General features: G+C 31.2%; 19 protein-coding genes and 1 pseudogene. 8 read left to right on the plus strand and 12 right to left on the minus strand.

Translation table 11 applies throughout. The features are described from left to right. The first annotated feature begins 1,258 nt into the window (after positions 1-1,258). From QZV12_RS02840 to QZV12_RS02860, 5 genes are all read left to right on the plus strand, one after another. The gene (locus QZV12_RS02840) at positions 1,259-1,510 is read left to right on the plus strand and encodes a hypothetical protein (protein WP_295616891.1); all 252 of its coding nucleotides are present in this window, start codon (positions 1,259-1,261) and stop codon (positions 1,508-1,510) included. A gap of 263 nt (positions 1,511-1,773) precedes the next feature. Then, positions 1,774-2,058 (plus strand): hypothetical protein, encoded by a 285-nt coding sequence (locus tag QZV12_RS02845; protein ID WP_295616894.1) that lies wholly within the window; start codon positions 1,774-1,776, stop codon positions 2,056-2,058. A 502-nt stretch (positions 2,059-2,560) separates the two neighbouring features. Next, positions 2,561-2,854 carry a hypothetical protein gene (locus tag QZV12_RS02850; protein ID WP_295616897.1) on the plus strand — a complete coding sequence of 98 codons (294 nt, stop codon included), beginning with the start codon at positions 2,561-2,563 and terminating at the stop codon, positions 2,852-2,854. A gap of 628 nt (positions 2,855-3,482) precedes the next feature. Beyond that, positions 3,483-4,121, plus strand: a complete 639-nt coding sequence (locus QZV12_RS02855) for a hypothetical protein (protein ID WP_295616900.1) — start codon at positions 3,483-3,485, stop codon at positions 4,119-4,121. Beyond that, positions 4,106-4,648, plus strand: a complete 543-nt coding sequence (locus QZV12_RS02860) for a hypothetical protein (protein ID WP_295616902.1) — start codon at positions 4,106-4,108, stop codon at positions 4,646-4,648. The genes QZV12_RS02855 and QZV12_RS02860 overlap by 16 nt, the downstream gene beginning before the upstream one ends. Before the next feature lie 487 nt (positions 4,649-5,135). Here the strand turns inward: QZV12_RS02860 and QZV12_RS02865 are convergent, their stop codons facing one another. Beyond that, a complete protein-coding gene (locus QZV12_RS02865) occupies positions 5,136-5,264 on the minus strand; it encodes a hypothetical protein (RefSeq protein WP_295616905.1) in 129 nt (42 codons plus the stop codon). A gap of 24 nt (positions 5,265-5,288) precedes the next feature. Between QZV12_RS02865 and QZV12_RS02870 the strand changes: the two genes are divergently transcribed. After that, a complete protein-coding gene (locus QZV12_RS02870; RefSeq protein ID WP_295616907.1) occupies positions 5,289-5,897 on the plus strand; it encodes a hypothetical protein in 609 nt (202 codons plus the stop codon). Between the two features lie 41 nt (positions 5,898-5,938). Here QZV12_RS02870 and QZV12_RS02875 read toward each other — a convergent pair whose 3' ends face one another. The 3 genes from QZV12_RS02875 to QZV12_RS02885 form a co-directional block, all read right to left on the minus strand. Then, positions 5,939-6,730 carry a hypothetical protein gene (locus QZV12_RS02875; protein ID WP_295616910.1) on the minus strand — a complete coding sequence of 264 codons (792 nt, stop codon included), beginning with the start codon at positions 6,728-6,730 and terminating at the stop codon, positions 5,939-5,941. Positions 6,731-7,286: 556 nt separating this feature from the next. Then, a complete protein-coding gene (locus tag QZV12_RS02880) occupies positions 7,287-10,829 on the minus strand; it encodes a C1 family peptidase (protein WP_295616913.1) in 3,543 nt (1,180 codons plus the stop codon). After that, on the minus strand, positions 10,826-11,158 hold the full coding sequence (locus QZV12_RS02885) for a hypothetical protein (RefSeq protein ID WP_295616916.1): 333 nt from the start codon (positions 11,156-11,158) through the stop codon (positions 10,826-10,828). The genes QZV12_RS02880 and QZV12_RS02885 overlap by 4 nt, the downstream gene beginning before the upstream one ends. Positions 11,159-11,455: 297 nt before the next feature. On the opposite strand from QZV12_RS02885, the gene QZV12_RS02890 reads away from it, so the two are divergent. Beyond that, positions 11,456-12,241, plus strand: a complete 786-nt coding sequence (locus QZV12_RS02890; protein WP_295616919.1) for a hypothetical protein — start codon at positions 11,456-11,458, stop codon at positions 12,239-12,241. Between the two features lie 887 nt (positions 12,242-13,128). After that, positions 13,129-13,677 carry a glycosyl transferase gene (locus QZV12_RS02895; RefSeq protein ID WP_295616922.1) on the plus strand — a complete coding sequence of 183 codons (549 nt, stop codon included), beginning with the start codon at positions 13,129-13,131 and terminating at the stop codon, positions 13,675-13,677. Positions 13,678-13,848: 171 nt separating this feature from the next. On the opposite strand, the gene QZV12_RS02900 is transcribed toward QZV12_RS02895, so the two are convergent. The 8 genes and pseudogenes from QZV12_RS02900 to QZV12_RS02935 all read right to left on the minus strand — a co-directional run bounded on the left by QZV12_RS02900 (position 13,849) and on the right by QZV12_RS02935 (position 24,483). Continuing rightward, the gene (locus QZV12_RS02900) at positions 13,849-14,520 is read right to left on the minus strand and encodes a hypothetical protein (RefSeq protein WP_295616925.1); all 672 of its coding nucleotides are present in this window, start codon (positions 14,518-14,520) and stop codon (positions 13,849-13,851) included. Between the two features lie 162 nt (positions 14,521-14,682). Further along, positions 14,683-15,729: a zinc-ribbon domain-containing protein gene (locus tag QZV12_RS02905; protein ID WP_295616928.1), complete on the minus strand. Its 1,047-nt coding sequence runs from the start codon at positions 15,727-15,729 to the stop codon at positions 14,683-14,685. A 61-nt stretch (positions 15,730-15,790) separates the two neighbouring features. Beyond that, positions 15,791-16,171, minus strand: coding sequence for a DUF120 domain-containing protein (locus QZV12_RS02910; protein WP_295616931.1), 381 nt, complete (start codon positions 16,169-16,171; stop codon positions 15,791-15,793). A 185-nt stretch (positions 16,172-16,356) separates the two neighbouring features. Continuing rightward, on the minus strand, positions 16,357-18,072 hold the full coding sequence (locus QZV12_RS02915) for a glycosyltransferase (protein ID WP_295616934.1): 1,716 nt from the start codon (positions 18,070-18,072) through the stop codon (positions 16,357-16,359). Between the two features lie 447 nt (positions 18,073-18,519). After that, positions 18,520-19,869: pseudogene (locus tag QZV12_RS02920) on the minus strand (NCS2 family permease). Between the two features lie 513 nt (positions 19,870-20,382). After that, complete coding sequence (locus QZV12_RS02925; RefSeq protein ID WP_295616937.1) at positions 20,383-21,579, minus strand: hypothetical protein; 1,197 nt, start codon at positions 21,577-21,579, stop codon at positions 20,383-20,385. After that, a complete protein-coding gene (locus tag QZV12_RS02930; protein WP_295616940.1) occupies positions 21,576-23,132 on the minus strand; it encodes a hypothetical protein in 1,557 nt (518 codons plus the stop codon). The genes QZV12_RS02925 and QZV12_RS02930 overlap by 4 nt, the downstream gene beginning before the upstream one ends. Further along, complete coding sequence (locus QZV12_RS02935; protein WP_295616942.1) at positions 23,032-24,483, minus strand: hypothetical protein; 1,452 nt, start codon at positions 24,481-24,483, stop codon at positions 23,032-23,034. The genes QZV12_RS02930 and QZV12_RS02935 overlap by 101 nt, the downstream gene beginning before the upstream one ends. Positions 24,484-24,735 lie beyond the last annotated feature (252 nt).

Genomic DNA, 24,735 nt, shown 5'->3' on the forward strand with positions numbered 1-24,735 from the left:
GAAAAACAAGACGAATTTAAAAATCAGTAAAATAATTAAAAATATAAAAAAAGTGATAAACAGCAAAAGCCATCCCAAAATAAAAAAAAAAAAAAAAAAAAATAAATATCCCAAAACAGCCCAGCCATCTACAAATAATCAAAAGGTAACCTAAAAAAAAAAAAAATAAACAGCAAAAGCCATTCCAAAAATAAACATTCCAAAACAGCCCCACCATTTACAATAATCGAAAGGTAAAACCTAAAAAAAAAAATAAACAGCAAAAGCCATTCCAAAACAGCCCCACCATTTACAATAATCGAAAGGTAAAACCTAAAAAAAAATAAACAGCAAAAGCCATTCCAAAACAAAAGAGCTCCAAAATAACCCTGCCATTTACTATAATCGAAAGGTAAACATAATAAAATAAATAGCAAACCATTCGAAAAGTACGGGTAGGAATATAGTTTGCTATTTACTTAAATCAAAAGGCAAATATGATTTATTAATCTATTTTAGTTTATAGACAATTTTTAAATTGTTCTATTTATTTTAGGTGATTTTTTTCTTTCAATTCTGTATATGGATTTTTTAAAGATAATCCATCATTATGCTTTTTGTAATTATATTGCGATTATTTCATCATCCATCAAATGCCCTTTGTGATTTTTTTAGAATAATGTCTTATTCCTATCTTATTGTTTGTAAAAGGCCATATATAAAGATTTTCGCATGTAAGTGCATGCTTACATAGTTAAATTAAAAAATAATTATTATATAAAGTTTAATTAAAAAAATAATACCATATAATAGGATTTTAATATATTATATATATTAAGATTTGAAATAGGAAAGAATTTCTTAAGAAATTTCTAATAAAAAATTTTGTTTACTATAAAAAACTATACATAAATTTCTCAACAATTTAGCCTTATTTTTTACTATAGACATATAATTTTACAGCATTATTAGAATATCCAATAAGCTATTTTTTTAAATGATTTCCAAAATTACGAAACAATTACAATATTGCTTCCAAATGAAAACAATATACAAACTATTTTTAACATTAAACCAAAGCAAAAAATTTCTCTTAAAAAAAACCATTAATAAATAAAAAAAAATTAAATTAGGAATATTTCTAAAAATAAAGCAATCATAGTCCTCTATTTCCAAAAATAAGATGCAAGTAAGCACTTACACTCGAAAATTTTTATATATGAACCTTAACAAACTAAAATTATCTAAAGATAATTTACAAACAAATGAGGTAAAAAATATGAAAAGAATCATAGCAACATTATGCATATTAATGATAGCAATTATAGGTGTAAGCGCAGTTGCAGCATCTGCTGATGCTGACAATGCTAGTAATGTCGAATTAGAAGACATTGGCGATTATACAGTTGTGCCAATAGATGATGCAAGTGCTTCAACTTCCGAAGATCCATTCGTTATACCTAACAGCACTTTTAAAAACTGTACAGCAGAGGATAATGGTGGAGCAATTTTCCCTGAAAAAACATTATAAACAATACTAATTTTAAATCTGATAAAGCAAACGATACTGGTGGAGCAATTCACTATAAAGAAAATGCTACTGTAAATAATACTCGCTTCACCGATAATAATGCAGAAAATAATCCATATGATATGATTATGGAAGTCATTAACGAAAACAGCTACGGTAAACTTAACTTAAGCGAAAAATTATACTTCAACAAAATATAGCATGGAATTATAGATTCCTTTAATTCAGGACACTCAAGTGTAAGCATTGCAATTGAGTACAATATGACTCCTGTGCAAGTTGAAAACATTGTTAATACCTATAACGATCCTATTTCAGACAACCCAAAAGTTATCACTGTCTATAAAATGTACGGTTCCTATACTCTCAAAGAAATTGCAGATTACTTAGAAGTAACCACTGAAGATGCTACAAGAATTGTTCTTGATATAAAACATGGTATGTACGGAGACCACTTTAAAAAATTATTCACAAAACGTGACCTCGTATCCATGAACGACGATCATCCTGAATACGTCATCGGAAATATTATTAACAACTCTAATTAAAAAATTAGAGCAAAAATCAAAAAAATACAAAGGCTCTAATTAAAAAATTAGAGCTAAAATCTTTTTTTTAATTTTTTTAGCTTATAAAAACCTTTATACTATTTTTCAAACCAAATCTAAAGATCTTATTTTAAATCAAAGACAAAACATTATAAACTAAAAACCCTTAACTTTAAGCCAATGCTTTTAACCTGAAATATTATTTTAAAACCAGTTATAAACACTAATTTTAATCTAAATAAATTTGAACAATAATCAATAATTTGAAAAATATTACTGATTTTGTCCATTCTGTAAACTCTGTTTATTTATCGATTAAAAAGCCTTTTTTCCTACTATTTAATATTTATTTTCTAAATAACCAATAATAAATCCTTTATTTTTAAAAATAAATATGCAAATAAGCATTTAGACTTAAAAACATTTATATATGAGATTTAATATACTATTAGTAAGTATTATATATAAATACAAATATGAACAAATTTTAGAGGGAGGAAATATGAAAAGATTTATCTTAACATTATGTTTAATAATGATAGCTCTTATAGGAGCAAGCGCAGTTGCAGCATACCCTTATGCTAGCAATTCCCATGACGTAAATGAAGCAAGCACTTCAAATTCCGAAGATTCACTCGTTATACAAAATTATACATTGAAAGATAATAAAGTAAACTATAATAGTGGAGCAACTTACGCAATAGACTACCTTGACGATCAAACAGATTTACCAATCAAAGAAGCTCTCAGTTTATTAGAAAAACAACCATCAAGATATTTTATTAGAGTACATTAACGATTATACAGATATACCAATCAAAGAAGCACTCAGTATTTTCGAAAAGCAAGCATCAAGATATCTTATACCAAATAAGTACTTTCAAAAATATGCGTAAACTATACTAGTGGAGCAATTTACGCAAAGAAAAATTATTCATAATAAATTAAAAACTTTTATAAAAAAGTTTTAAGTAAAAAAAATATAAAAATGCTCTAATTGAAAAATTAGAGCTAAAATCTTTTTTTTAGCTTATAAAAACCTTTATACTATTTTTCAAACCAAATCTAAAAATTTTATTTTAAAACAAAACATTATAAACTAAAAACCCTTAATTTAAACCAAATCTTTTAAATTAACCCTTATTTTAAACTATATTCAAACACTTTTTAACAGATAATTTTGAATAATAATCAGTTTTATAAAAAAATATTAGTGTTTTATCTATTTTTTTATATGTATTATTATCAATTAAAAGCCTATTTTTCAAATGTTTACTCTTTATTTTAAAAATAACTCATAATATATCCATATTTTTAAAAAAAAATGCAAGTAAGTACTTGCATGCGAAATTCTTTATATATTAGCCATGATAAAGTTAAGTATTGCAGTTAAAAAACTTGCAAAAAAAAATGAGGCACTAAATATGAATAAAATTATAGTGACATTATGTTTAATAATGATAACTCTTATAGGAGCAAGTGCTGTTGCAGCATCAAGTGATGATGACAATTCTAGTAATGTTGAATTAGGAGACATTGGTGATAGTCCAATAATGCCAATCGATCCATCAAGCAACGTAATTTCTGAAAATCAAACCATAAATACTGAAGACACTGCAAATGATTGGAAAATTGCAGATAAACAAGCTCAAAAGGCAAAAACTAATAAAACAGTTGACATTGAAACAAATGAAACTGTAGAAGATGGTACATTATCAGAAAACGTAAATGTAACAAATACAATAGAAGATGGTACATTATCAGAAAACGTGAATGTAACATATACCAAATATGATAAAATCATGAAAGTCGTTGGAAACAATGAAATCAAAGATTTTAACGAAAAAGAAATTAATTACATTATTAACATCTATACTAAAATCTTAGACTCTTACAATGCTGGAGTTTTAACCAAACAAATTGCAAAAGACTACAACATGACTCCAGAAGAAATTCAAAATATTGCAGATTTAGAAATCAGCCCTATTGAAATCGACCCAAAGGTTGATGCAGTATATAAAATGTACGATTCCGTAACTGTCATAAAATGGCTAATTATTTAGGAATAGACCACCAAGATGTCAAAAACATTATCGATGACTTAAAAAAAGGTGTATATGGAGATATCTATAAAGATATATTATTAAATCGTGACGCATTTTGTTCAAATAGATTTGCATATCAAAAAATCATGGACGTCTTTACCACTCATGATGACGGAAATCTTAAATATGAAGATACCCAAATGATCATAGGCTTCTATATGGGAATCGTAGACAGTTATCATGCAGGATATTCAGTCGAAAGCATTGCAAAAGAGTACAACATGACTCCATTACAAATTCAAAATATTGCAGATTTAGATGTTAAACCTATTATAAAGAGTGAAATAGCTAACTCTGTATATAAAATGTACGGTTCCAATACTCTCGATGATATTTCTATTGAAGTAGGAGCAAGTAACGAAACCGTCAAAAATATTATCACCCATATTAAAAAAGGTTCATTTGGAGATGTCTATAAACGTTTATTATTTAAACGTGACTTCCTAAATATAAATCAACACAATTATGAATACGTCGTCAATTAAAATTTTTGTAAAATGCTCTAATTGAAAAATTAGAGCAAAAACCTTTTTTTAAACCAATCAAAGCAATAAAACTTAAATCTCTTTTTTTAAACTAAATTAACAAAATTTATAGTTATAAAAAAACATTAAATCTCTTTTAAAAAATTAAAATCAAACAAAAATTTCAGCTATAAAAATGAAATACCTAAAACCTTTTTTTTTTAACTGATTTAATACCATGAATAAATATTCTTAAAGTGCAAAACTTAGAACAGTTAAGTAATAATTTTAAAAAAAATGAAATAATTCTATTTATTAAAAATTTTTTTATAATTTCATTCAAAAAAATTATAAAATCTTATATAATTTAACCAACTTAAATAATTATGGAAAACTGATATATTTATTTGCGATTTTATGTCTAAAGTATCTGAGGTAAAACTTATAATTATAGTAGCTGGGCTATCACAATTAGCCATGCAGTTAGTGGCCAATATGGCAACAGTCATCATAAGACACAACAGTAGACACCGCCACAACAATAAAAGACACCACAATAGACACATACAAACATAAAAGACACAACAGCAGATGTAGCAAAAACCACCAAATATACAACAAAAGATACAATAAACATAAAAGACAAGTAGGGGGAGATAACATGAAATACTGTTACAATTGCGGAGCTGAAATATTTGACAAGGATCAAAAGTTCTGCATCAAATACAGCACAGACTTGATGAAATACAAAAAGAAGCGTGCCAAATATAATAAGGATTCCAGAAAGAAATACCAACCATTAAAAGGAGAGTCCTATAATGATTATCTTGAAAGAATCAATTCACCAATAAGGCACAAAATTGCAAGCAAAGAAGAAATAGAAGAGGAAAGCTTAGCTTACATCAATTACAAACCACATAAAAAGAATGATGAAATAAACTATCCAAAATCAGAAACAGAAGATTATGACGATCCCAAATCAATAGCTGTTGAAAACACTGCAGAACTGATTTTAGAAGGAATGTATGGAGCACCAGCTGCATCCACCCAAGGAAACTTCATAGTGGAAGGAATGTATGGAAGGCCAAAGTACTATGTGGATGGAGATATACTCAGGGAAAACAATCAGTTCGGAAAGCCAGCCTATAGAATAGACGGCAACTACATTAGGGAAGGAATGTTCGGCAAACCTAAGTATTATATAGATGGTGACTTGATTAGGGAAAACAATCAGTTTGGTAAAGTGGTTGGCAGAAAAAAGAAGATTTAAAATAAATTTTACTTTAAGAGTTAATAAAAAAACTTAAAAGATTATTTAGAACCACACAACCGATTAATTTTATCCTTAGACAAATCAGTAGCCTCAGATACCTCATCTAAACTAAAACCATCATTAACCATTTCAACAGCAGAAATAAGTTGTTCAAGCCATTGCTCAAGCGCTTCTTCAATTAACTTATCCTTAAATTCCTGAACATCAGGAGGCAAAACAACCATATCACCACCTCCATTATTATTGACTTCTTCTTTAAAATACCATTGCTTTGCATAAATCAATATAATATTCATCGTTTCTGATTTTTCCTTTTCACTGAGATTATTAATCTTATGAAAATAACCCATTAGTAGTCTAATAGCCTCAATCTTATTGTCTGAAAACATCAAAGGACTTAATAGAAATAAGGCCTTTTCCTTATCAGACATATTATGCTTGTTGTTTATTTTATATAAACTACTATTTAAAGTTTGTTTTTGATTTAGAGCGATTAACGATACGATAAGCATAGTAAAATCATCAATAAGGCCGATTTTATGTCTAATAAGGTGATGTTCATAGTGATAGTTACTTAAAACCACTGTAAACACTCGTTGTTGATGTTCCTTATGTAAGTCCGCTTGATATTTATTGAATATTGTTTCCTTTTCATAACTTATCCTATATGATTGGAATTCCAGACTTATAATCAATTTCTCGATAGTGTAAAAAGGAGAATCAGCAATAAGCTTTTTACCATCTTTCGTGAAAAATTCATTGTTTACCTTCTTTTTGAAATGAAACCTGAATATTTCACTATCCATTAGGGATTCAGGACATAGTGCCAAGAGTTCCTGAGGGAAAGTATCCCAAAAAGCATTTGGATACTAATTCAAGATCAATTCAGGATAATATTCTATTATCGTGTCATTTATAATATCTAAAATTCCTTGAGGATAAGTGTTAAAAATATTCTTAAAAATATAATCATAAATATGATATACTACCTTAACACCTCCAAAAATTTATAATTAATCTTATTTTGTAAAAAATAGTATTTAAATTAGTCAGTATAAAATAAAAGCAATTTTTAAGTCTAATTTTAATTTTTTAAGTGATTTTAATTTTCTAATATGATTTTAAAATAATAATCATCTAATAAAAGTAAAAATAAGCAATAAATTATGAAAAACATAGTACAATTTAATAACAAAAATAGAATAATAAATCATGAAAAATAAAAAACAATTATTTTTTAAAAACTTGAAAAATAATCAAAGAAAGGAATAAAAAATAGAAAAAAACTTAAAATAATCAATAAAGCAATAAAAAGAAAAAAACTTAAAAAAAATATAGAAAATCAATTATGAAATCAAAAAAAGAAAAAAGCTTAGAGAAAATACTCTAAGCCCTAACCTTAACATTCCTCTTGATTGTATCCCTAAGATAAGTTACAGCAACCTTATATGTCCTACCCTTTTTTAGCTTCTTAATAACAGCCTTCTTAATTGTAACTTGAGCAATTCCTCTGCTGTTTGTCTTTGCAGAATAGGTCCTTCCATAGAATCTGAACTTAACGACCTTTCCCCTAATTGCCTTGTTTTTAGAAGTTCTTAAACTTGCCCTAAAGATGAACTTTTTAGCAGATTTCTTAAGAATGCGGTTGCTTGACTTCAATGTTCTTTTAACTGTGATTGTATTCTTCACGGTTTGTCCCTTGTAAGTTGCAGTTATAGTGTACTTCTTAGGAGTTACAGTATAAGGAATCTTTAAGATAGCCCAACCATACTTATTGGTCTTGACCTTATATGTCTTCTTATTCAATTTTATTGTAACGACCTGACCTGCACCAACCACTTTTCCATTGTTGCCATATACGCGAAGTTGATACCTGGTGCCATTGTAATAATCCATGACTATGTTCTTGTTTCCGCTGAATCTTGATACAATCTTGACTATGCATTTAGCACTTTCACCTGTTGACGGATTGATTACAGTTAAGGTATGGCTGCCTATTCTGAAATCGTCAAGAGTGATTCCAAGATAACCGTTGGCACCAACAGGAAGCTTAACTGTCTGTCCATCAAATTTTACAGTGATATACTTGTCTGTCAATGGAAGATCATTAAGGTCCTTGAAATAGGAATCTATCACTATATGGGTGTTGAATGCTGCAGTTCGTGATGAAGCAATGCTTACAGACTTGAATACATGAATAGGATATGAAACCTTAGTGCCATTATAATAGACATTGACTTGTGAGTTGCCTGATTTCAATGCCTTGGTGAATATTGCCTTGCCATTTGAATCAAAGGTCAAGCTGGCATTTGTTCCATCATATTCAACAATCACAACTTCACCTGCAGGTCCTGTCAATGTGAATTTTTCCCCAGTCAAGTAATTTGCCTTAGCGCTTAAAGGATTTGCAAATGTGTATGCCTTGAGACATGGGATAATGCCCTGTTTGGTAACTCCTTCCCAATCATCAAATAGGGAGCGTCCTGGATCAAAGACTACTTTGCTGTCTAAAAGGTATGGAGCTAAGCTGGTCTTTATTGATATTGCAAACTGTTCCCCTTTCTTCACTGCAATCTGTTTTGCAAGGTCAATGGTTTGGTATCCAGGATACAATGACTTTCCGCTTTGGCTGTATGCAAAGAGATCATTGTAGCCAACAAGAACTGAAATGGTATAGTCAATTCCTATGCCGTTGAAGTATGTTCCCACTGCACTGATTATCTCATCCTTATCAGCAAGATAATATACTGTGTAATTGTTTTCAACAGGAATATAATCAATAAAGTCAAAATCGTATTGATAGACTGTAATGTATGATGGGGTCTGATTTATGATATATGCTACTGAATAGGATGTTGCAAAGCTTGTATCATCATATGAGACATAATAGAATCCCTCATCTCCAAATTCAGTTCCCCAACTGTTTTTAATTATCCAAGCTCCGTTTCTTTCAACATTCTTGATGCCAATGACATGTCCTTCCTCATCTTTCACTTCATAAGGCAAAAAGTTTTCCTTTGAATAATTGTCATCCCATCCAACCAATGTGACGAAATGGTCTCCCTTTGCATCAGGCTGGCCAACGAATTGGGAATAGGTAACATTATTGTATCCTTCCTCCCCAGAATTAGTTCCTTGAAGATAAACTGTCACTGCACCATATTTTATTAAGGCTTCCTTCAATTGCCTGTCAATTTCAGCAGACTGTTCCGGATTGCTGGCATTTCTTTTAGGAATCATCAAAAGATTTTGAATGTGATAGCTGTTCTTATTGAGGAATATTGGAGATACCTTTCCAAGCTCATCAAAGCTGTCCTGACTTTCATTGGCAATTCCAATATAAGATAAAAGATAAGCAATAGGTGATCCAATAGCTGCCCCTTCAGTAATTGACCTTTTTCCCAATATGGAATATGCAAGCATAATGCCCTTAAGGTTGTTTTCGGAAATGTTAAGCTTTACATAATATCCAGTAGCCTTTAGGAATGCTGATTCAAGTGCACCAGCAGCACCAAATGCCCAACAAGCACCTATTCGGCCTTGATTCTCAACTGGACTTACCAATCCATAATCCCTTAAGTCAAAGTATTGGCTGTCTGCATTTGCATCATTGATTTCAACAGGATTGTAAGGAATCTCCCTACCTGTTTCATCAATATTCAAATCATAAAACACATTGTACAATGAATTCTTATCATTATTGAATGTGTTTGATTGGATTACAGTATCAGCAAAGTCAAAATAGGTCTTGATTGCTATTCCATTATCTATAAAGTTGTTTCCAACTACAACATAGTATGGGTTGCTGTATAGGGAAAGTGCACCAGTGTTGTTGATGAAGATGTTGCTTCCAATCCAAGAATATCCGGTATCTGAATATATGGCACCTGAATTGAACTTTCCAAATCCTTCACTTAATCTGTTGCTCTCATCACCTGTTTCAAAGAAAGTGTCCTTGACTGCAGTATTGTTTTCAAATAGACACTCGAATATTTTGCTGCTTACATTTGAAGCATAAATGGCTCCACCTATGTATGTAGCATTGTTGTTTGTAAAATTAGTGTTGTTTATGGTCAAATCTCCACCAAATTGGGCGATTGCACCTCCAAACAAAGATCTACAGTTGTCAAATATTGAATCCTTGATTATAAGCTCTCCATAATAAGGCTTTGCCTCATCAAAGAAATCCATACCATTAAAATCTGCAAGTATGGCACCACTGTTTTTGGAAGAGCTTACATTGATGAACTGGCAATCATATACTTCAAGAAGAGCAGTGTATCCATCAAAAGAGGCATATCCCTTTAGAGCAATAGCTCCTGCAGAAATGGAAGTCAAATTAATGAATCTGCACCTTTGAATCTCAGTTTGATAGGCATTGTAAACAACTGTAGCATATTTGGAGCGTAAGTTGGAAAACTCACAGTCCATGAGTTTAATGATAGAGCATTGGTCATCACTGTAAATCAAGGACCATTCGATTTCATCATCATTTCTGAAAGTTGCATTGCTGATTGTTGCCATAGTGTCAGTTAAATATATGGCAGAGCCAAATTTTGCATTGTTGTTTATAAAAGTGTCATTATAGCTGGAATAGACACTGCGGTCAGCACAAACTGCAGCTCCGTAACTGGAATCTGTATTGTTTTCAAAGGTAATGTTGATTGTAGTTACAGTAGATTCTGTGTCCATATATAATGCATCAACAGCATTGATGATTTTTAGGTTTCTGATTGTTACAGTACAATTATGGAATATGAAAACTCCAGCTTGATTGCTGCCGTCTATGACATTGTTTTGACCATCCAATTCAAAGTTTTTGTTTCTAAATGAAATACCGCCTTTAAGTTGACTGTCTGTAGATTCATCAAACTTATAATTGGCATTTAACTTAATGTCAGACTCTGAAGTATTTAAAACATTTTTCAAGTCAGTAAAAGTCCCAAAAGAGCATCTTGATATATTTCTTCCCCAATTGGGTTTTCTTGATTGATATTATTATTTTCCCTTATTGGGTTATCTTGATTGATGTTATTTTCGCTTATAAGATTTTCCTCTTGACTTTTCATGATGTTATGATAGCTATCCGAGGAGATGGAATCACAAAGAACTTCTCCAGATAAAACACCATCATCGAGAGAACCAGCACAAACAGCTTCCCCAGACAAAACACCATCATCGAGAGAATCAGCGCTAACAGTTCCTATAGATAAAATCAAAAAGAAAATAAGAATTATACTTATTTTAAAATTTTTCACATTATTCCCCTTTTTCAATTAATTAAAATTATGATATAAATTATATTTTTTATAATATATAATAGCAATCGATAAAAATAATCAATGATACATATCCCATATTAAAAAAAATAAATTGTCAAGTAAAAAACCATATGCCATACATTTTAATCTTTATTTTACAAATAACCTATAATAAATTCTTTTTTTCAAAAATAAAGATGCAAGTAAGCACTTACACTCGAAATACTTTATATATGACCTTAAATATATAATCATGTAGGAAATAAATTTTAAAAAAAAGATATGAGGCAAAAAATGAATAAAATAATTCTTACTTTATGTTTATTAATGATTGCTCTTATAGGAGCAAGTGCAGTAGCAGCATCCCATGATGCTGACAATGCAAGTAATGTCGAACTAGTAGATGGATGTCATTTAGATAATGTGGTAATCGATTATGAGCCTTCCTCACAAATTGATAGCCTAAGCATAAGATCTCTTTATAAAGAAGACATTAAGTATCATATCCATGAACATGATGCAGCTTATAAGGAATCACAAGCGCAAATCCGTAGAAGCGAAGACTATGCAGAATTCGAAAAGGAATTAGCAAAACTTCGTGAAGAAATGGATAAAGCAAATCAAACTGGGGAAAAAGAACAAGTCAATAAAAGCTGTATCGATGTCCCTGAAAATGTCACAATCACCGACCATAAATTTGATAAATCAATGTATTTAGAAGACAACGGAAATCTTGTCAGTGATGTGGACAGTGTAGATCAAGAAAGCATTCATTGCCAAAAACCTGTACTTTCATCTGCAATAATGGATCAGGATTACATAATTCACAAACCAACTCAAGGTACTGTAGATAAAGAGCATGATAAAATCAACGACCCAATAGTTGACGCCATATATAGAAAGTACGGTTCCGATACTCTCGAGGGATTGAGTGAGTACTTCAGAATGAACCCTACACAAATTAAAAATATTATCCATAAAATAAAAAGTGGTGAATACGGAGAAACCTTCAAAAATGCACTTTTAAAACGTGACAAGTTATCCGCGCTTTTAGATTTGGAAGGATATATTATTGACTAATTATTGTAATAATTGCTCTAATTGAAAAATTAGAGCTAAAATCTTTTTTTTAAATTAATATCAAATCAATTAAACTTTAAATAGCTTTTTTAAATCAATACAACTCTTTTTACTATTTCAACATTAAAACCAAAAACCAAACAGTATTATGTGGAAAAAGTAATTTTTATTGAATTTATATAGTTATTATCCTTACTATATATATAGAATAAAAAAATATATTTTTTAATTTAGATTTAAGTAAATTAAACATAGAGTTTATAAAAATAATGTTTAATATGAATAATTTATTTAAAATGATTGAAAAAATAATTAAAATATATCATTATTTATTCATTTAAAAAATGGCAGAACGTGACTTAAGCTATTTTCTGTTTTATATCAGTAAAACATTCATACACATTTTATAAATCAATAAAAATTCTTATTATATATTATATTAAAACAAATATTAAATACTTTATTTTTTTATTTAATATTTAATATGCTCCGATATTCTATACATAATAATTAATTTCAAGTTTAATATTTATTAAGGTTAGATTTTTTATTCCTTTTTTATGGGCCGTTCTTTCAATTTTATTCGTATGCGAAAATATAGTTTAAATTTTAGCTTAATGAATTATATCAAGGTAGTGAAAGATTAGAAAAAGATATTATTTATTAAAATAAAAGATAAAATTAATGTTCACATTTCTTAACTATGAACTATAAAAAAAGCAAGTATCAAATGTTAGATTGTAAAACGTCTTTTTAGGAATGATAAATCATCAAACAAAACAAACAATCCTAAAAGAAACAGATATAATCCTAATTCCAAAAAACTAATTAAGGAAATTAATCAGCTTAAAGAGGAACTGGAAATAAAAGATGAGGAAAAACAGGAATTGGAATATGAGCTCTCCTTAAAGTATAAGGAAATTGATGATTTGAAAAATGATTTAGAACTTAGAAAAGTGGAACTTGACGAATTGCTTAATGAATCAATGGAAAAGGATAAAAAGATCAGCATTCTAAACAACAATCTCATGAAATACAAGTTCGAAAAGGAAAAGGTAGACTTAAAACTAAAGAATGAGATAAATTATGAAAAGTCCAGAATGAAAGAGATGGACGATTTGGAAAAGAAAATCAATGAAAAGGTAGCTATCATTGATGACAAGCAGGACCAAATAAATTATCTTAGAACATTGATTAATGACTATAAGGAACAAGTTAAAAACAATACAGATAATTTAGAGCTTCAATTAAAGAAAATTACAAGAACATATGATAATCTGCTTGCACAAAAGGATTCAATTATTGAAAAGCAGGATAAGACAATTGAAGAGATGATTGAATCTGCAAAACAATTGGCTAAAGATAATAATGCTACTATAACAAGTTTGGAATTGCAAATAGGCAATTATAGAGAGTTGTTAAAGAAGTATGAATAAAAAAAATTTAAAAAAAAATTCTATAAACCAAAAAGATTTATAGAATTATACTCCTTTTATCAGTGCAAATAAAAAAGATTGCCAATATTTAAAAAAAAATTCTATAAACCAAAAAGATTTATAGAATTATACTCTTTTTATCAGAACTATTTATAGAATAATGCTTTATATTTAAGAACCATTTATCGAATAAAGCATTGGAGCCAGATATAACTCATAATATCCTTCTTCATAATTCAAGTTCAAGTCATCTGGATTGGAAATATAGTTACCACATTCCTGACATCTATATCCATTTCCTGATGGATAAATAGCTTCACTACCACAGTATGGACAAGTTTCAGCACCATCCCCATCACTATTGCTTCCACTTCTAAGTCTAAATGGATTGTAATCTGATGAAGAGGATGAAGAGTTTTTAGCTCTCTCTTTAGCTTCCCTTTGAGCTTTTTCCTTAGCACTTTTCAACTTATCGATGAAGCCTTTTACTTTTATTACATAATGGTCATATTCACCGCCAATCAACAGGCCATTAAGATTTTGGTCAGAACCCTTAAACATTTCCTTCAAATCAGCTTGTGAAATGCGGAATTCTGAATTGTGGTCATAATGTTTAACCTCATCAAAGCTAAGTCCGCCATCTCCATTGACATCCAATTGGGCAAAATCCTTATATTTGGTAGGTGTTTCTTCTGTATATGAATCTATTGGAATTCCAAGAATTGCATGACCTAAAACCATGATAATCATTAAAATCAAATAAACTGCACAGCATCCAACCAATATTTTTTTAATAGTGCCCATTTCATTAAAAGTGTTTATCCAATCATCAATGCCTGACATAAAATCCCCTTTATGTTATATGTTAATTAATATTTTATGTTCATATATTATTTAATGTTTAAGAAATGAAAATTTTAATCAAAATTAATGTTTAAGTAAATGAAAATTATAATCAAGATACGAATAAGCAATTATATAATGATTAAGCAAATGAACTTAAAATCAAGAAATGAATAAGAAAATTGGACTTAACAAATCAATATATCCATCATCATATGCTAATTCCAAATCATCAGGATTATAAATTGAATTACCACATTCAGCACACTTATAATGTCCTCCGGTTTCATAAACAGCTTCACTTCCACAGTATGGGCAAGTTAAGAGATAGCCTTCACTGCTGTTATCAAATTCTTGGTCATTAAGCTCATTGACATATTTATAATTCCCTGAACTGGAACTTGAAGAACCGGACTGTTTATTATTATTTGAACTGGAACTTGAAGAACTGGAATACTTATATTTATCATTATCAGAACTGGAATTGCCATAAATATTATAATACCTATTCACATTATCATAAAACAGCTCAAATTCATGACCCTTTAAAAAGCCATTACTGTTCGTATCAGCTTCATTGAAATATTTTGTCATTTGTTCCTTAGGAATGGTTGGATCCAATTGTGAAGCCTCATTAAAAGATAGTTTTCCATCTCCATCCAAATCTATGCCTTCATAACTATGGCCATAACTGATTGGGAAATTTTCAGCAAAGCCATGGAAAATTAATGCATAAACTATAAAGAGAATAAATAAAATTACAGGTACATAACAGCAACATAACTTTAAGTTACTTGAATCAATGCCCGTTTTTTTATTGATTGTAGAATTAGAACTTGAACTACTATTAGATGAACCAGCCCCTCTATTAGAAGAACTTGAACTACTATTAGTTGAACCTGCACCTCTATTAGAAGAACTTGAACTACTATTAGTTGAACCAGCACCTCTATTAGAAGAACCTGAAGAAGAATCATTTGCTATATATCTTTTAAGTGTATTCAATGCAGGAGGGGGAACTGAAGAATTAGGATTATTAGAAACAGATCCACTAGAACCACTATTTGAAGAACTAGACTTATTAGAAACAGACCCACTTGTACTATTTGAATTAGAATTTTTAGAAATAGTGTCTAATTTAGCACCGCAATTTGCACAATAAATAGCTTTATCAATGTTTTCCTTTCCACATTCTGCACATTTTTTCATGTTACCCCCTCAAATAAAATTATGCTATTTATTAAAAAAATAAAAATAAGTAAATTTAAAATCAGATGTCAATAGTTATAATAACCTCATCTCCATCCTTTAAATCGAATTTATCCCTTAATTTGTCTTCTGATATGAATTCCAAATAATTTTCATCATGAGTTGTCTTGTCTGGAAATACAATTGCTCCATCAATATCATTATTTAAGTGAGCTTCAACATATCTTACTGCACCAAATCCTTGATCAGGCTTTATAAGATTCTTACAACTGTTTTTCATTAATCTTATATCTTCCAGCTTTTCCTCTTCCACAACGAGATTTAAAGTTCCTGGAAATGGTGTAAAGCCTAATCTTTCTCTAAATTGATTTTTATAAAAATCCTGACCTAAGAAATATGCTGCCTTTCCAAGACCTGTTGTAACAATTCCTGTTAGTTCCATTTTAACCCCTAATAAAATAATTTGAAATATTGAATTTTTAAAAAATTTATTAAATCATAAGAATAATTTTATCAATGATTAATATAAATATAACTGAACAATTTATTAAATTATAAGAATAATTTTATCAATGATTCATTTAAATATAACTGTACAAATCCATCCTATAAATTCTTAAAGATTAATTAAATTGAATATAACTGTACAAATGCATCATTATCACTAGTAACATAGTTTCTGATAGAAGTGTTGTTTCTATCCTCAAATACAATCATTCCATCTTTTCCATCATATGTGAAAGTTATGTTTCCCTTTTCTATATCATCATAAGTGAATGAACATAATGGATTTCCATCATATAATATAGAATAGCTGCCGTTTTTCCTAAAGTTACCTACTGAAGATAAAATGGATTCATTATCCAAAGTCAAATTAAAGAAGGTTGCATTTAAAGAATTTGGACTTATGCTAAACTCTACAAATCCTTCCATATCTTCACTGAGATTATTGAATTGAATGTTATGCTTGACAATTGACCTTTGGAAAACTTCAAGTATGTGGCTGTTTGGAATAACTTCCCTATCATGCAAATGCAATTGGCGCTTGACCTTTGATGGCAGCCTAAGTGTATCTCCTTCTCCATCCCTTGAAGCATTTACACTATATGATACGCCATCTATAATCATCGTATCGTTTTCACTCATTTCCATCGTGCTCATGGCATCATTTGGCACCCTCAATATATCTGTCTCATTTTCAATAGCGCTGTCAATGGTATATGGGCCTCTAACTGAAATGGTTTGATAATTATTGTCACTTGGAGCGTAGACAAAGTTTCTGGAAGTAAGCTCTACAGATATTCTACCATCATCAAAATTAGCTGCAGATAAGAATGTGAAAAGCATTAAGATCAATATCAATCCTGAAACAAGCACAGGATAGTGCATTCTTACAAAAGACCTTAATGAAGTGATGGTATTGCTTTTCCTTAAAATAGGAATAGACCTTTTGATAATCCTTACATTATAAAAAATAGTCAAGAGTATGCCGACAAAGGCTACAATAACGGAAATTATCACTGGAATGAATGGAACAAAGAAAATCATGAAAAGCCCTAAGATAATAAGGGACAAGCCTAAGTTAGCCATTCTAATATAATTTCCTAACTTATCCATCATTGTTACACGGCCATACTCTACAGCCCTGTCAATAATGGTTCTAACCACTTGGTTAGCCATTTGGTTTAAATTGGAAAGAGGAGACATGTCATGGGAAATCTGTCCTATGTCAACTTCTAAAATACTGATACCGTGAACATCAGCATCAAGCACAATACCAACATCCACACCATAATCCTTTTCAAACTTAATCTTATTTAATGCAGAACGTTTTCCTGCAAATTGACCGCTTAAAGGCTGTTCATAATTTAGCTCTGGGAAGAAAAATCCTAAAAGAGGCTTTGCAGTAAGCTCTGTTACACGACCGCTTTCTCTTGCAAACTTAGTTTTGGTGATATCTGTCTTATCTTCCAAAATAGGCCTTATGATCTTATCGATCTTATCTGAAGTAAAATTGGAAACGTCTGCATCAATGAATGCTACAATATCTCCATGAGAATTTTTAAACCCTGAAATAATAGCTGAACCTTTACCTTCATTGACAGAATGCTTTATTACAATAGCCCCTGCACCTTTAGCCTCTTCTGAAGTTCTATCGCTAGAACCGTCATCAACAACTATTACTTCATCCACATAATCAAGCTTACGTGCCACACCTACAACTTGAGCTACGGTAGCTTCTTCATTATAAGCAGGAATAACAATGGAAACTGATTTTTTAGGATTTTTAGTTGATTTGACAGATGCAAGCAAAAATACCAAAATCCCTATTAGCCAAGACAAATTTTCACCTCATTCAAGTTCTCATAGAAATAATAATTAAATATGTTAATAATTTATAATATTACTATTATGTTTTAAGAATGTATATATTTTGTTATATTTTTATTATTTTTAGTCTAAAAGAATGTTTGTTAGGAATTATAAAAACAAAATAAGTATTGTCCATATAGAAAAAATATGAAAGATATGAAAAACAAGGAAATTCAGAGAAAAAGAAGGGTTAAGAGCAATTGCTCCCAACCAATAAAAAGATTTTTAATCAAACTTTTTCTAAAAGTTTGACCAATACACCCAACCAATAAAAAGATTTTTAATCATACTTTTTCTAAAAGTTTGGCAAATGTCCCAAACCAATGAAAAGATTTTTAATCCAACTTTTTTTAAAGTGTGGCCAATAATCTTAACCAATGAAAAGATTTTTGATCAAACTTTTTTTAAAAGTTTGAGTTATAAACCAAAGAACAGGTACAAGAAGAAAATAATAGCTAAGACATAGATTCCCCAGCTGATTTCTTTGAACTTACCTGTAGCAATTGTTGCAACTGTGTAAGTTACGAATCCCCATGCTATACCAAGGGAAATGGAATAGGTTAAAACCATCATGATAATGGTCATGAATACAGATGCAGAAACCACTAAGCTGTCCCATTGAACGTCCTTCAATTGCATAATCATTAAAACACCAACCATGATAAGAGCAGCTGCTGTTACAGTTGATGTGAATAATGCAAGAACAGTAGGAGCAAAGAATACAGACAATAAGAATAAAATACCGGTTACTATAGCAGCAAGTCCGGTTCTACCACCTGCACCTACACCAGTAGCACTTTCAACATATGCAGTTAAGGTACTTGTACCACAGAAGGAACCGATTACACCACTTATAGCATCTACTAAAAATGCCTTTTCAATACCTTCAATCTCACCTTCTTCATCAATGTAACCTGCTTGATTTGCAATACCGAGTAAAGTACCGGTAGTATCAAAGAAGGTAACAAATACCAAGGAGAAGAGTATCATGATAAGGTTCGGAATATTCTTGAACAGCTCTCCAAATCCAGCCAGGAATCCTCCAACCAAACTTGTATCAAAGTTGAACGAGATTACTTGAGAAGGTATGCTAGGCATAAGAGGATCTCCAGCACCAAATCCCAATACTGTCATTAATAATCCTATGATTGCAGTAATGATCAAACCGAAGAATACTGCACCTGGAACTTTTTGCACATAGAAAATCAAGGTGATTAAGATACCTATCAATGCAAGAAGTGCAGGAGCGGAAGTCATAGCACCTAATGAAACGAAAGTGGAAGGGTCTGCAACGATAATTCCAGCACCTTTTAATCCAAGGAAAGCCAAGAAGAAACCAATAGCTGCACCAATACCCAATTTCAAATCAATAGGAATAATATTTAGAATAGCTTCCCTTAAACCGGAAATAGTGATTATTAAAAATATTATACTTGATAAGACAACTGCAGCTAAAGCAGCTTTTCAACTGCAACCCATACCTAAAATAATTGTATAGGTAAACAATGCATTTAAACCCATACCTGGGGCAAGTCCAACAGGCCAATTAGCAACAAGACCCATTATAATACATGCAAAACCTGATGCAACAGCTGTAGCAAAAAATACTCCAGTTGCAGGCATTCCGCCGTCAGCAAGCATAGCAGGGTTAACCCCTAAAATGTATGCCATAGCAAGGAATGTTGTTACACCAGCAACAATCTCTGTTTTAGCATTAGAGTTATTTGCCTCTAATTTAAAAATTTTATTTAACATAAAACACCTCATAACTGAAAACCATTAAGGTTTCTTAATAATATATAAGTTAACTAAATTTATTAATTTTTTGATATTAGTTAATTACTTATTAAAAAACAATTAAAAGTTCAAAATTAGTTAAAATCAGATAAAATTGTTAAAAAATCATTTAAATTTACTTAAACTGGAAATAATTCTTAAATTTTAAAAAAAAGAAAATAAATAAATTTGAAATAAGGATTAAGATTAAAATAATTCTTAAAATTTAAAAAAGAAAAAATAAATAAACTTAAAAAAATGATAAAGATTAAAAAAAATTCTTAAAATTTAAAAAATAAAATAAATAAACTTAAAAAAATGATAAAGATTAAAAAAATAAAATTTTTTAAAAAAAGCCGATAAAATTTTACAGTCTCTAAAAAAAGGAAAATAAAAAATGATAAAGATAAAAATAAGTGATCTTAAAAATATTTAACTAAAATAGGAGAATAAAAAGAGTTAGAATAAACTCTTTTTTATTAAAAAAATCAATTTACTTTAAAACTATGGATGAATGTAAATACTGGATCCGTTAACATCTGCAGTGTTGCCTTGGAGGGTACACATTACTGGAGTATTGATACCTTCATAAATATAGATGGCTCCACCATTATTTTTTGCATGATTGCCAGTGAAGGTAGAATATTGTGCAAAAGTTTTGTAAACTGCACCACCATTATTTGCATTATTATTGTTAAAGTTACAGTTGTTTGCATTACCCTCAGACATTGCTCCACCACTATTTTTTGCAGTGTTATTGGTGAAATTACAGTTGTCTGCAGAAGTGCGGGCGATTGCTCCACCTTCAATTGCATCATTATCAGCGAAGATGCAGCCTGTTGCAGTACCATAATACATAGCTCCACCACTATTTTTTGCAGTGTTGTTTGTAAAGATACTATCACATGCAACAGAATCAAACATTGCTCCACCGTCAAATTCTGCCCTGTTGAAATCAAAGCTACAATTGTTTGCATAACCGCTCTTAATGGCACCGCCAAAAGAATAAGCAACATTGAGATTAAAGATACAGCCAGTTGCATTGCCTCCAAACATTGCTCCACCATAATCTGCTCTGTTGTCATAGAAATAAGAGTTGTTTACATTACAGCAATACATGGCTCCACCATTTTTCGCTTTGTTTGAAGTGAAGTTACAATTGTCTGCTTCGGCATTATATAATGCTCCTCCATATTCTGCATTGTTAGAGACAATGATACAGTTAATTGCAGAGCCGCCTTTCATAGCACCTCCTAATTTTTTAGCAGAATTGAGGTTAATGATACAATTCATTGCAGTTGTATTGAACATGGCTCCACCATCATTATCAGCACTATTTCCAGTAATGGTACAGTTAATTGCAGTAGAGTTATACAAAGCACCACCATTATTTTCTGCAGTATTGTTGATAAGGCTACAGTTGATTGCTTGAGAAGAATCCATAGCTCCACCATTGCCTCCAATATTGCCAATGAAAGTAGAATTGACTGCTCTTGACTTAGATAATGCACCAGCCCTATTGCCTGCAGTGTTGTTGATTAGTGTACATCCAACTACAGTACCATCAATCATAACTCCAGCATCCCATGAGGCTGAGTTACCAGTGAAGGTACAGTTGGTTGCAGAGCCTTCAAACATCGCTCCACCATTTTCAGCAGAGTTACCAGTGAAGGTACAGTTGGTTGCAGACCCAGCTTTCATAGCACCACCAAATTGAGCAGAATTGCCAATAAAGATACTGTCGGTGCATTAACATCAGCCATTGCTCCTCCACGATCTTTTGCAGTGTTGTTGATGAAGGTACAGTTGGTTGCTTTACCATTACACATTGCTCCACCATTTTCAGCAGAGTTACCAGTGAAGATACAGTTGGTTGCTTCACCACGACACATTGCTCCACCAAAAAATCCAGAGTTGTTGATGAAGGTACAGCCGATTGCATTACTATCAGAGATTGCTCCACCAAAAAATCCGGAGTTGTTGATGAAGGTACAGTAGATTGCTTTACCATCACTCAATGCTGCAACATATTCAGAATTATGGTGTCCCATGAAAGTACAATTGATAGCAGTACCTGATTGAATTCCTGAACACATCTTCGCATCATTACCATTAAAAATACAATTAGTAGCAGTGCCCCCATACATTGCACCACCCATAATTCCTGCAGAGTTTTTATTGAATGTACAGTTGATTGATTTACCACCATTCACAGCTCCACCTTGATTATATGCATAGTTGCCAACAAAGATACAACCTGTTGCATTACAACCATTCAATGCTCCACCTTCTTTGTATTCTGCTCGGTTGTTATGGAAAGTGGAGTTGATAGCAATACCGTCAGACATAGCTCCACCATTTATTGCACTGCTGCCATAGAATGAACAGTTGATTGCAGTACCAGCATGCAAAGCTCCACTTACACCAAGGGCAGAATTGCCATTGAATGCACAATTGATTGCAGTACCCTGATACATTGCTCCTCCACCAGAGTGTGCTTTGTTGCTATTGAAGTTACAATTGATTGCATTGACGTTATATAATGCTCCCCCATATCTTGATGAATAGATGTTTGTGAAGTTAGAGTTTTCCACAGCACAGTTAGCATTAGGTGCATTAATAGCTCCACCATTTGCGAATTTATATCCATTTATGAAATTAATGTTTAGGAATTTCACACAGGCACCTTCGCATATTTCAAAGAGACCTGCCATATATGCACCATCTATAGTCATCCCATTACCATTTATAGTCACATTACGATTGACGGGAACACCATTTCTAAAAGGAGAATCATCAGCATCAGTTCCGCTAAAGAGATAGTATCGGGCTAAAGTGATCTCATCTTTATCGTTTCCGTTAATATCCTTTTCTAAATCAGTGAAGGAAGCTACAGGTAAGTTAATGAAGATACAGTTGTTTGAACTGCCTCCATACATATTTGGATCATATTGTGCAGTATTGCCCCTAAAGATACAGTTGTTTGCACTGCCTCCCCACATTGCTCCAGCTTTATTTCTTGCAGAGTTGCTGGTGAAGTTACAATAGTTAGCATTACCAACTTTTATTGCTCCTGCAGCGTATGCATAGTTAGCATAGAAGTTACAATTGTTTGCGGTTCCACCTCTCATTGCTCCACCAGTGTTTCCAGTGTTATGGCTGAAAGTACAGTTGTTTGCAGTACCATAGTACAATACCCCCTGCATCACGTTGTGCACTGTTGCGGTTGAAATTACACTTGTCTGCAGTACCATAGTACATCACTCCACCGTCACGTCCTGCAGAGTTGAAGTTGAAATCACATTTTTCTGCATCGCTCTTGAACAATGCTCCACCATCAGTACCTGCAGTATTGTTATTGAATATGGAATTGCTTGCATCACTGTCAGACATCGCTCCTCCAAAGGTTGCAGAGTTGCCAGTGAAAGTGCAGCCATCGGCATTGCCCCCCAATACTGCACCACCATAAACTTGGGCAGTGTTGCCAGTGAAAGTACATCCTATGGCATTGCCACCAAATACTGCACCACCATTAAATTCTGCAGTGTTGTTAGTGAATGTACATTTTTCCATAATGCAAGTGCCTTTATAAGGTGCATAAATAGCTCCACCATGACCATAAGTATCCTTTCCAGAAGCATTACCATTTATAAAATTCAAGTTCAAGAATTTAACACATGCATTTGGACCAATATCAAATAGACGTGCCATATTTGCACCATCAATAGTAATGCCAACACCATTTATAATCACATTACGATTGATGGGAACACCATGAATAAAACTAGAATCCTTGTCTATATTAAAGACATACTGCTTAAGTAAAGTGATCTCATCATCATCGTTTCCATTAATGTCATTGTTTAAATCAGAAAAAGACCCATCCTTGGAATCCATAAACATAGAATTGATCATATAATAAGGAACCATTGCCCCGCCGGATTTAGAATATTTATCCCTGTAGGTACAATTGATTATAGTACCATATTGTGTAGCTCCACCATTATTGTCTGCAATATTGCCAGTGAAGGTAGAGTTTCTAACAACACAAGTATCGTTGTAAGGTGCATTAACAGCTCCACCATTAGCATCAGCACCATTTCCATAGGCATATCCATTAATGAAATTAATGTTCTCTAATGTCACATTAGCATCTTTGCCTATATCGAATAGGCGTGCCTTATGTAAACCATCTATGGTAAAGCCATTGCCGTTAATTGATACATTACGATTAATGTAAATACCATGAATAAAACTAGAATCCTTGTCTCTGTTAAAGACATAGTCATGATTTAAACTAATCTCCTCATTATTGTTTCCGTTAATATCCTTGTTTAAATCAGTGAATGAACCTTTTCCATTAATATTCTTGTCTGAATCAGTGAATGAACCTGATATAACATCTAAACTATCAACAAGCTCATTGCTATTGTCATCATTATCAACGCTTAAAGCATCAGCATCTAAGCCATGTTCTAAAATAAAATCTTGATTATCATTAGCACCAATGATATCTCCTGCATCGTCTGCAGCATTCACTCCAGAAATGCAAAGTATGCAAACAAGAAATATCATTGCTACATACAAGTATCCTCGAAATTTCATAAAAAATTCTCCATCATTAGAAAAATAATAAGATAAATTTTTATTAAAATTAAAAATTAGATAAAAAAGTCTTTTCGCAAAATAATATCATTTAAACTTAATGAATTAATACATTTGAAATAAAAAGAATTGAAAAACATATTGATTCAAATATGATTCATCCGTCTTTTATTCAATAAGATTTATTTTTTATCCCCTTTATCAATATAAATATATCTTATATATACTTAATTTATAATAAGGGGATATATA

This window comes from uncultured Methanobrevibacter sp. (genome assembly GCF_902769175.1).
Classification (GTDB): Archaea; Methanobacteriota; Methanobacteria; order Methanobacteriales; family Methanobacteriaceae; genus Methanobrevibacter.

Coding starts and splice junctions, on each gene's coding strand:
- QZV12_RS02840 (WP_295616891.1), top strand. CDS start 1,259: ATGAAAAGAATCATAGCAACATTATGCATATTAATGATAGCAATTATA.
- QZV12_RS02845 (WP_295616894.1), top strand. CDS start 1,774: ATGACTCCTGTGCAAGTTGAAAACATTGTTAATACCTATAACGATCCT.
- QZV12_RS02850 (WP_295616897.1), top strand. CDS start 2,561: ATGAAAAGATTTATCTTAACATTATGTTTAATAATGATAGCTCTTATA.
- QZV12_RS02855 (WP_295616900.1), top strand. CDS start 3,483: ATGAATAAAATTATAGTGACATTATGTTTAATAATGATAACTCTTATA.
- QZV12_RS02860 (WP_295616902.1), top strand. CDS start 4,106: ATGGCTAATTATTTAGGAATAGACCACCAAGATGTCAAAAACATTATC.
- QZV12_RS02865 (WP_295616905.1), bottom strand. CDS start 5,264: ATGTTTATTGTATCTTTTGTTGTATATTTGGTGGTTTTTGCTACATCT.
- QZV12_RS02870 (WP_295616907.1), top strand. CDS start 5,289: ATGAAATACTGTTACAATTGCGGAGCTGAAATATTTGACAAGGATCAA.
- QZV12_RS02890 (WP_295616919.1), top strand. CDS start 11,456: ATGAATAAAATAATTCTTACTTTATGTTTATTAATGATTGCTCTTATA.
- QZV12_RS02900 (WP_295616925.1), bottom strand. CDS start 14,520: ATGTCAGGCATTGATGATTGGATAAACACTTTTAATGAAATGGGCACT.
- QZV12_RS02905 (WP_295616928.1), bottom strand. CDS start 15,729: ATGAAAAAATGTGCAGAATGTGGAAAGGAAAACATTGATAAAGCTATT.
- QZV12_RS02910 (WP_295616931.1), bottom strand. CDS start 16,171: ATGGAACTAACAGGAATTGTTACAACAGGTCTTGGAAAGGCAGCATAT.
- QZV12_RS02925 (WP_295616937.1), bottom strand. CDS start 21,579: ATGAAAGCTGGGTCTGCAACCAACTGTACCTTCACTGGTAACTCTGCT.
- QZV12_RS02930 (WP_295616940.1), bottom strand. CDS start 23,132: ATGGTACTGCAGACAAGTGTAATTTCAACCGCAACAGTGCACAACGTG.
- QZV12_RS02935 (WP_295616942.1), bottom strand. CDS start 24,483: ATGAAATTTCGAGGATACTTGTATGTAGCAATGATATTTCTTGTTTGC.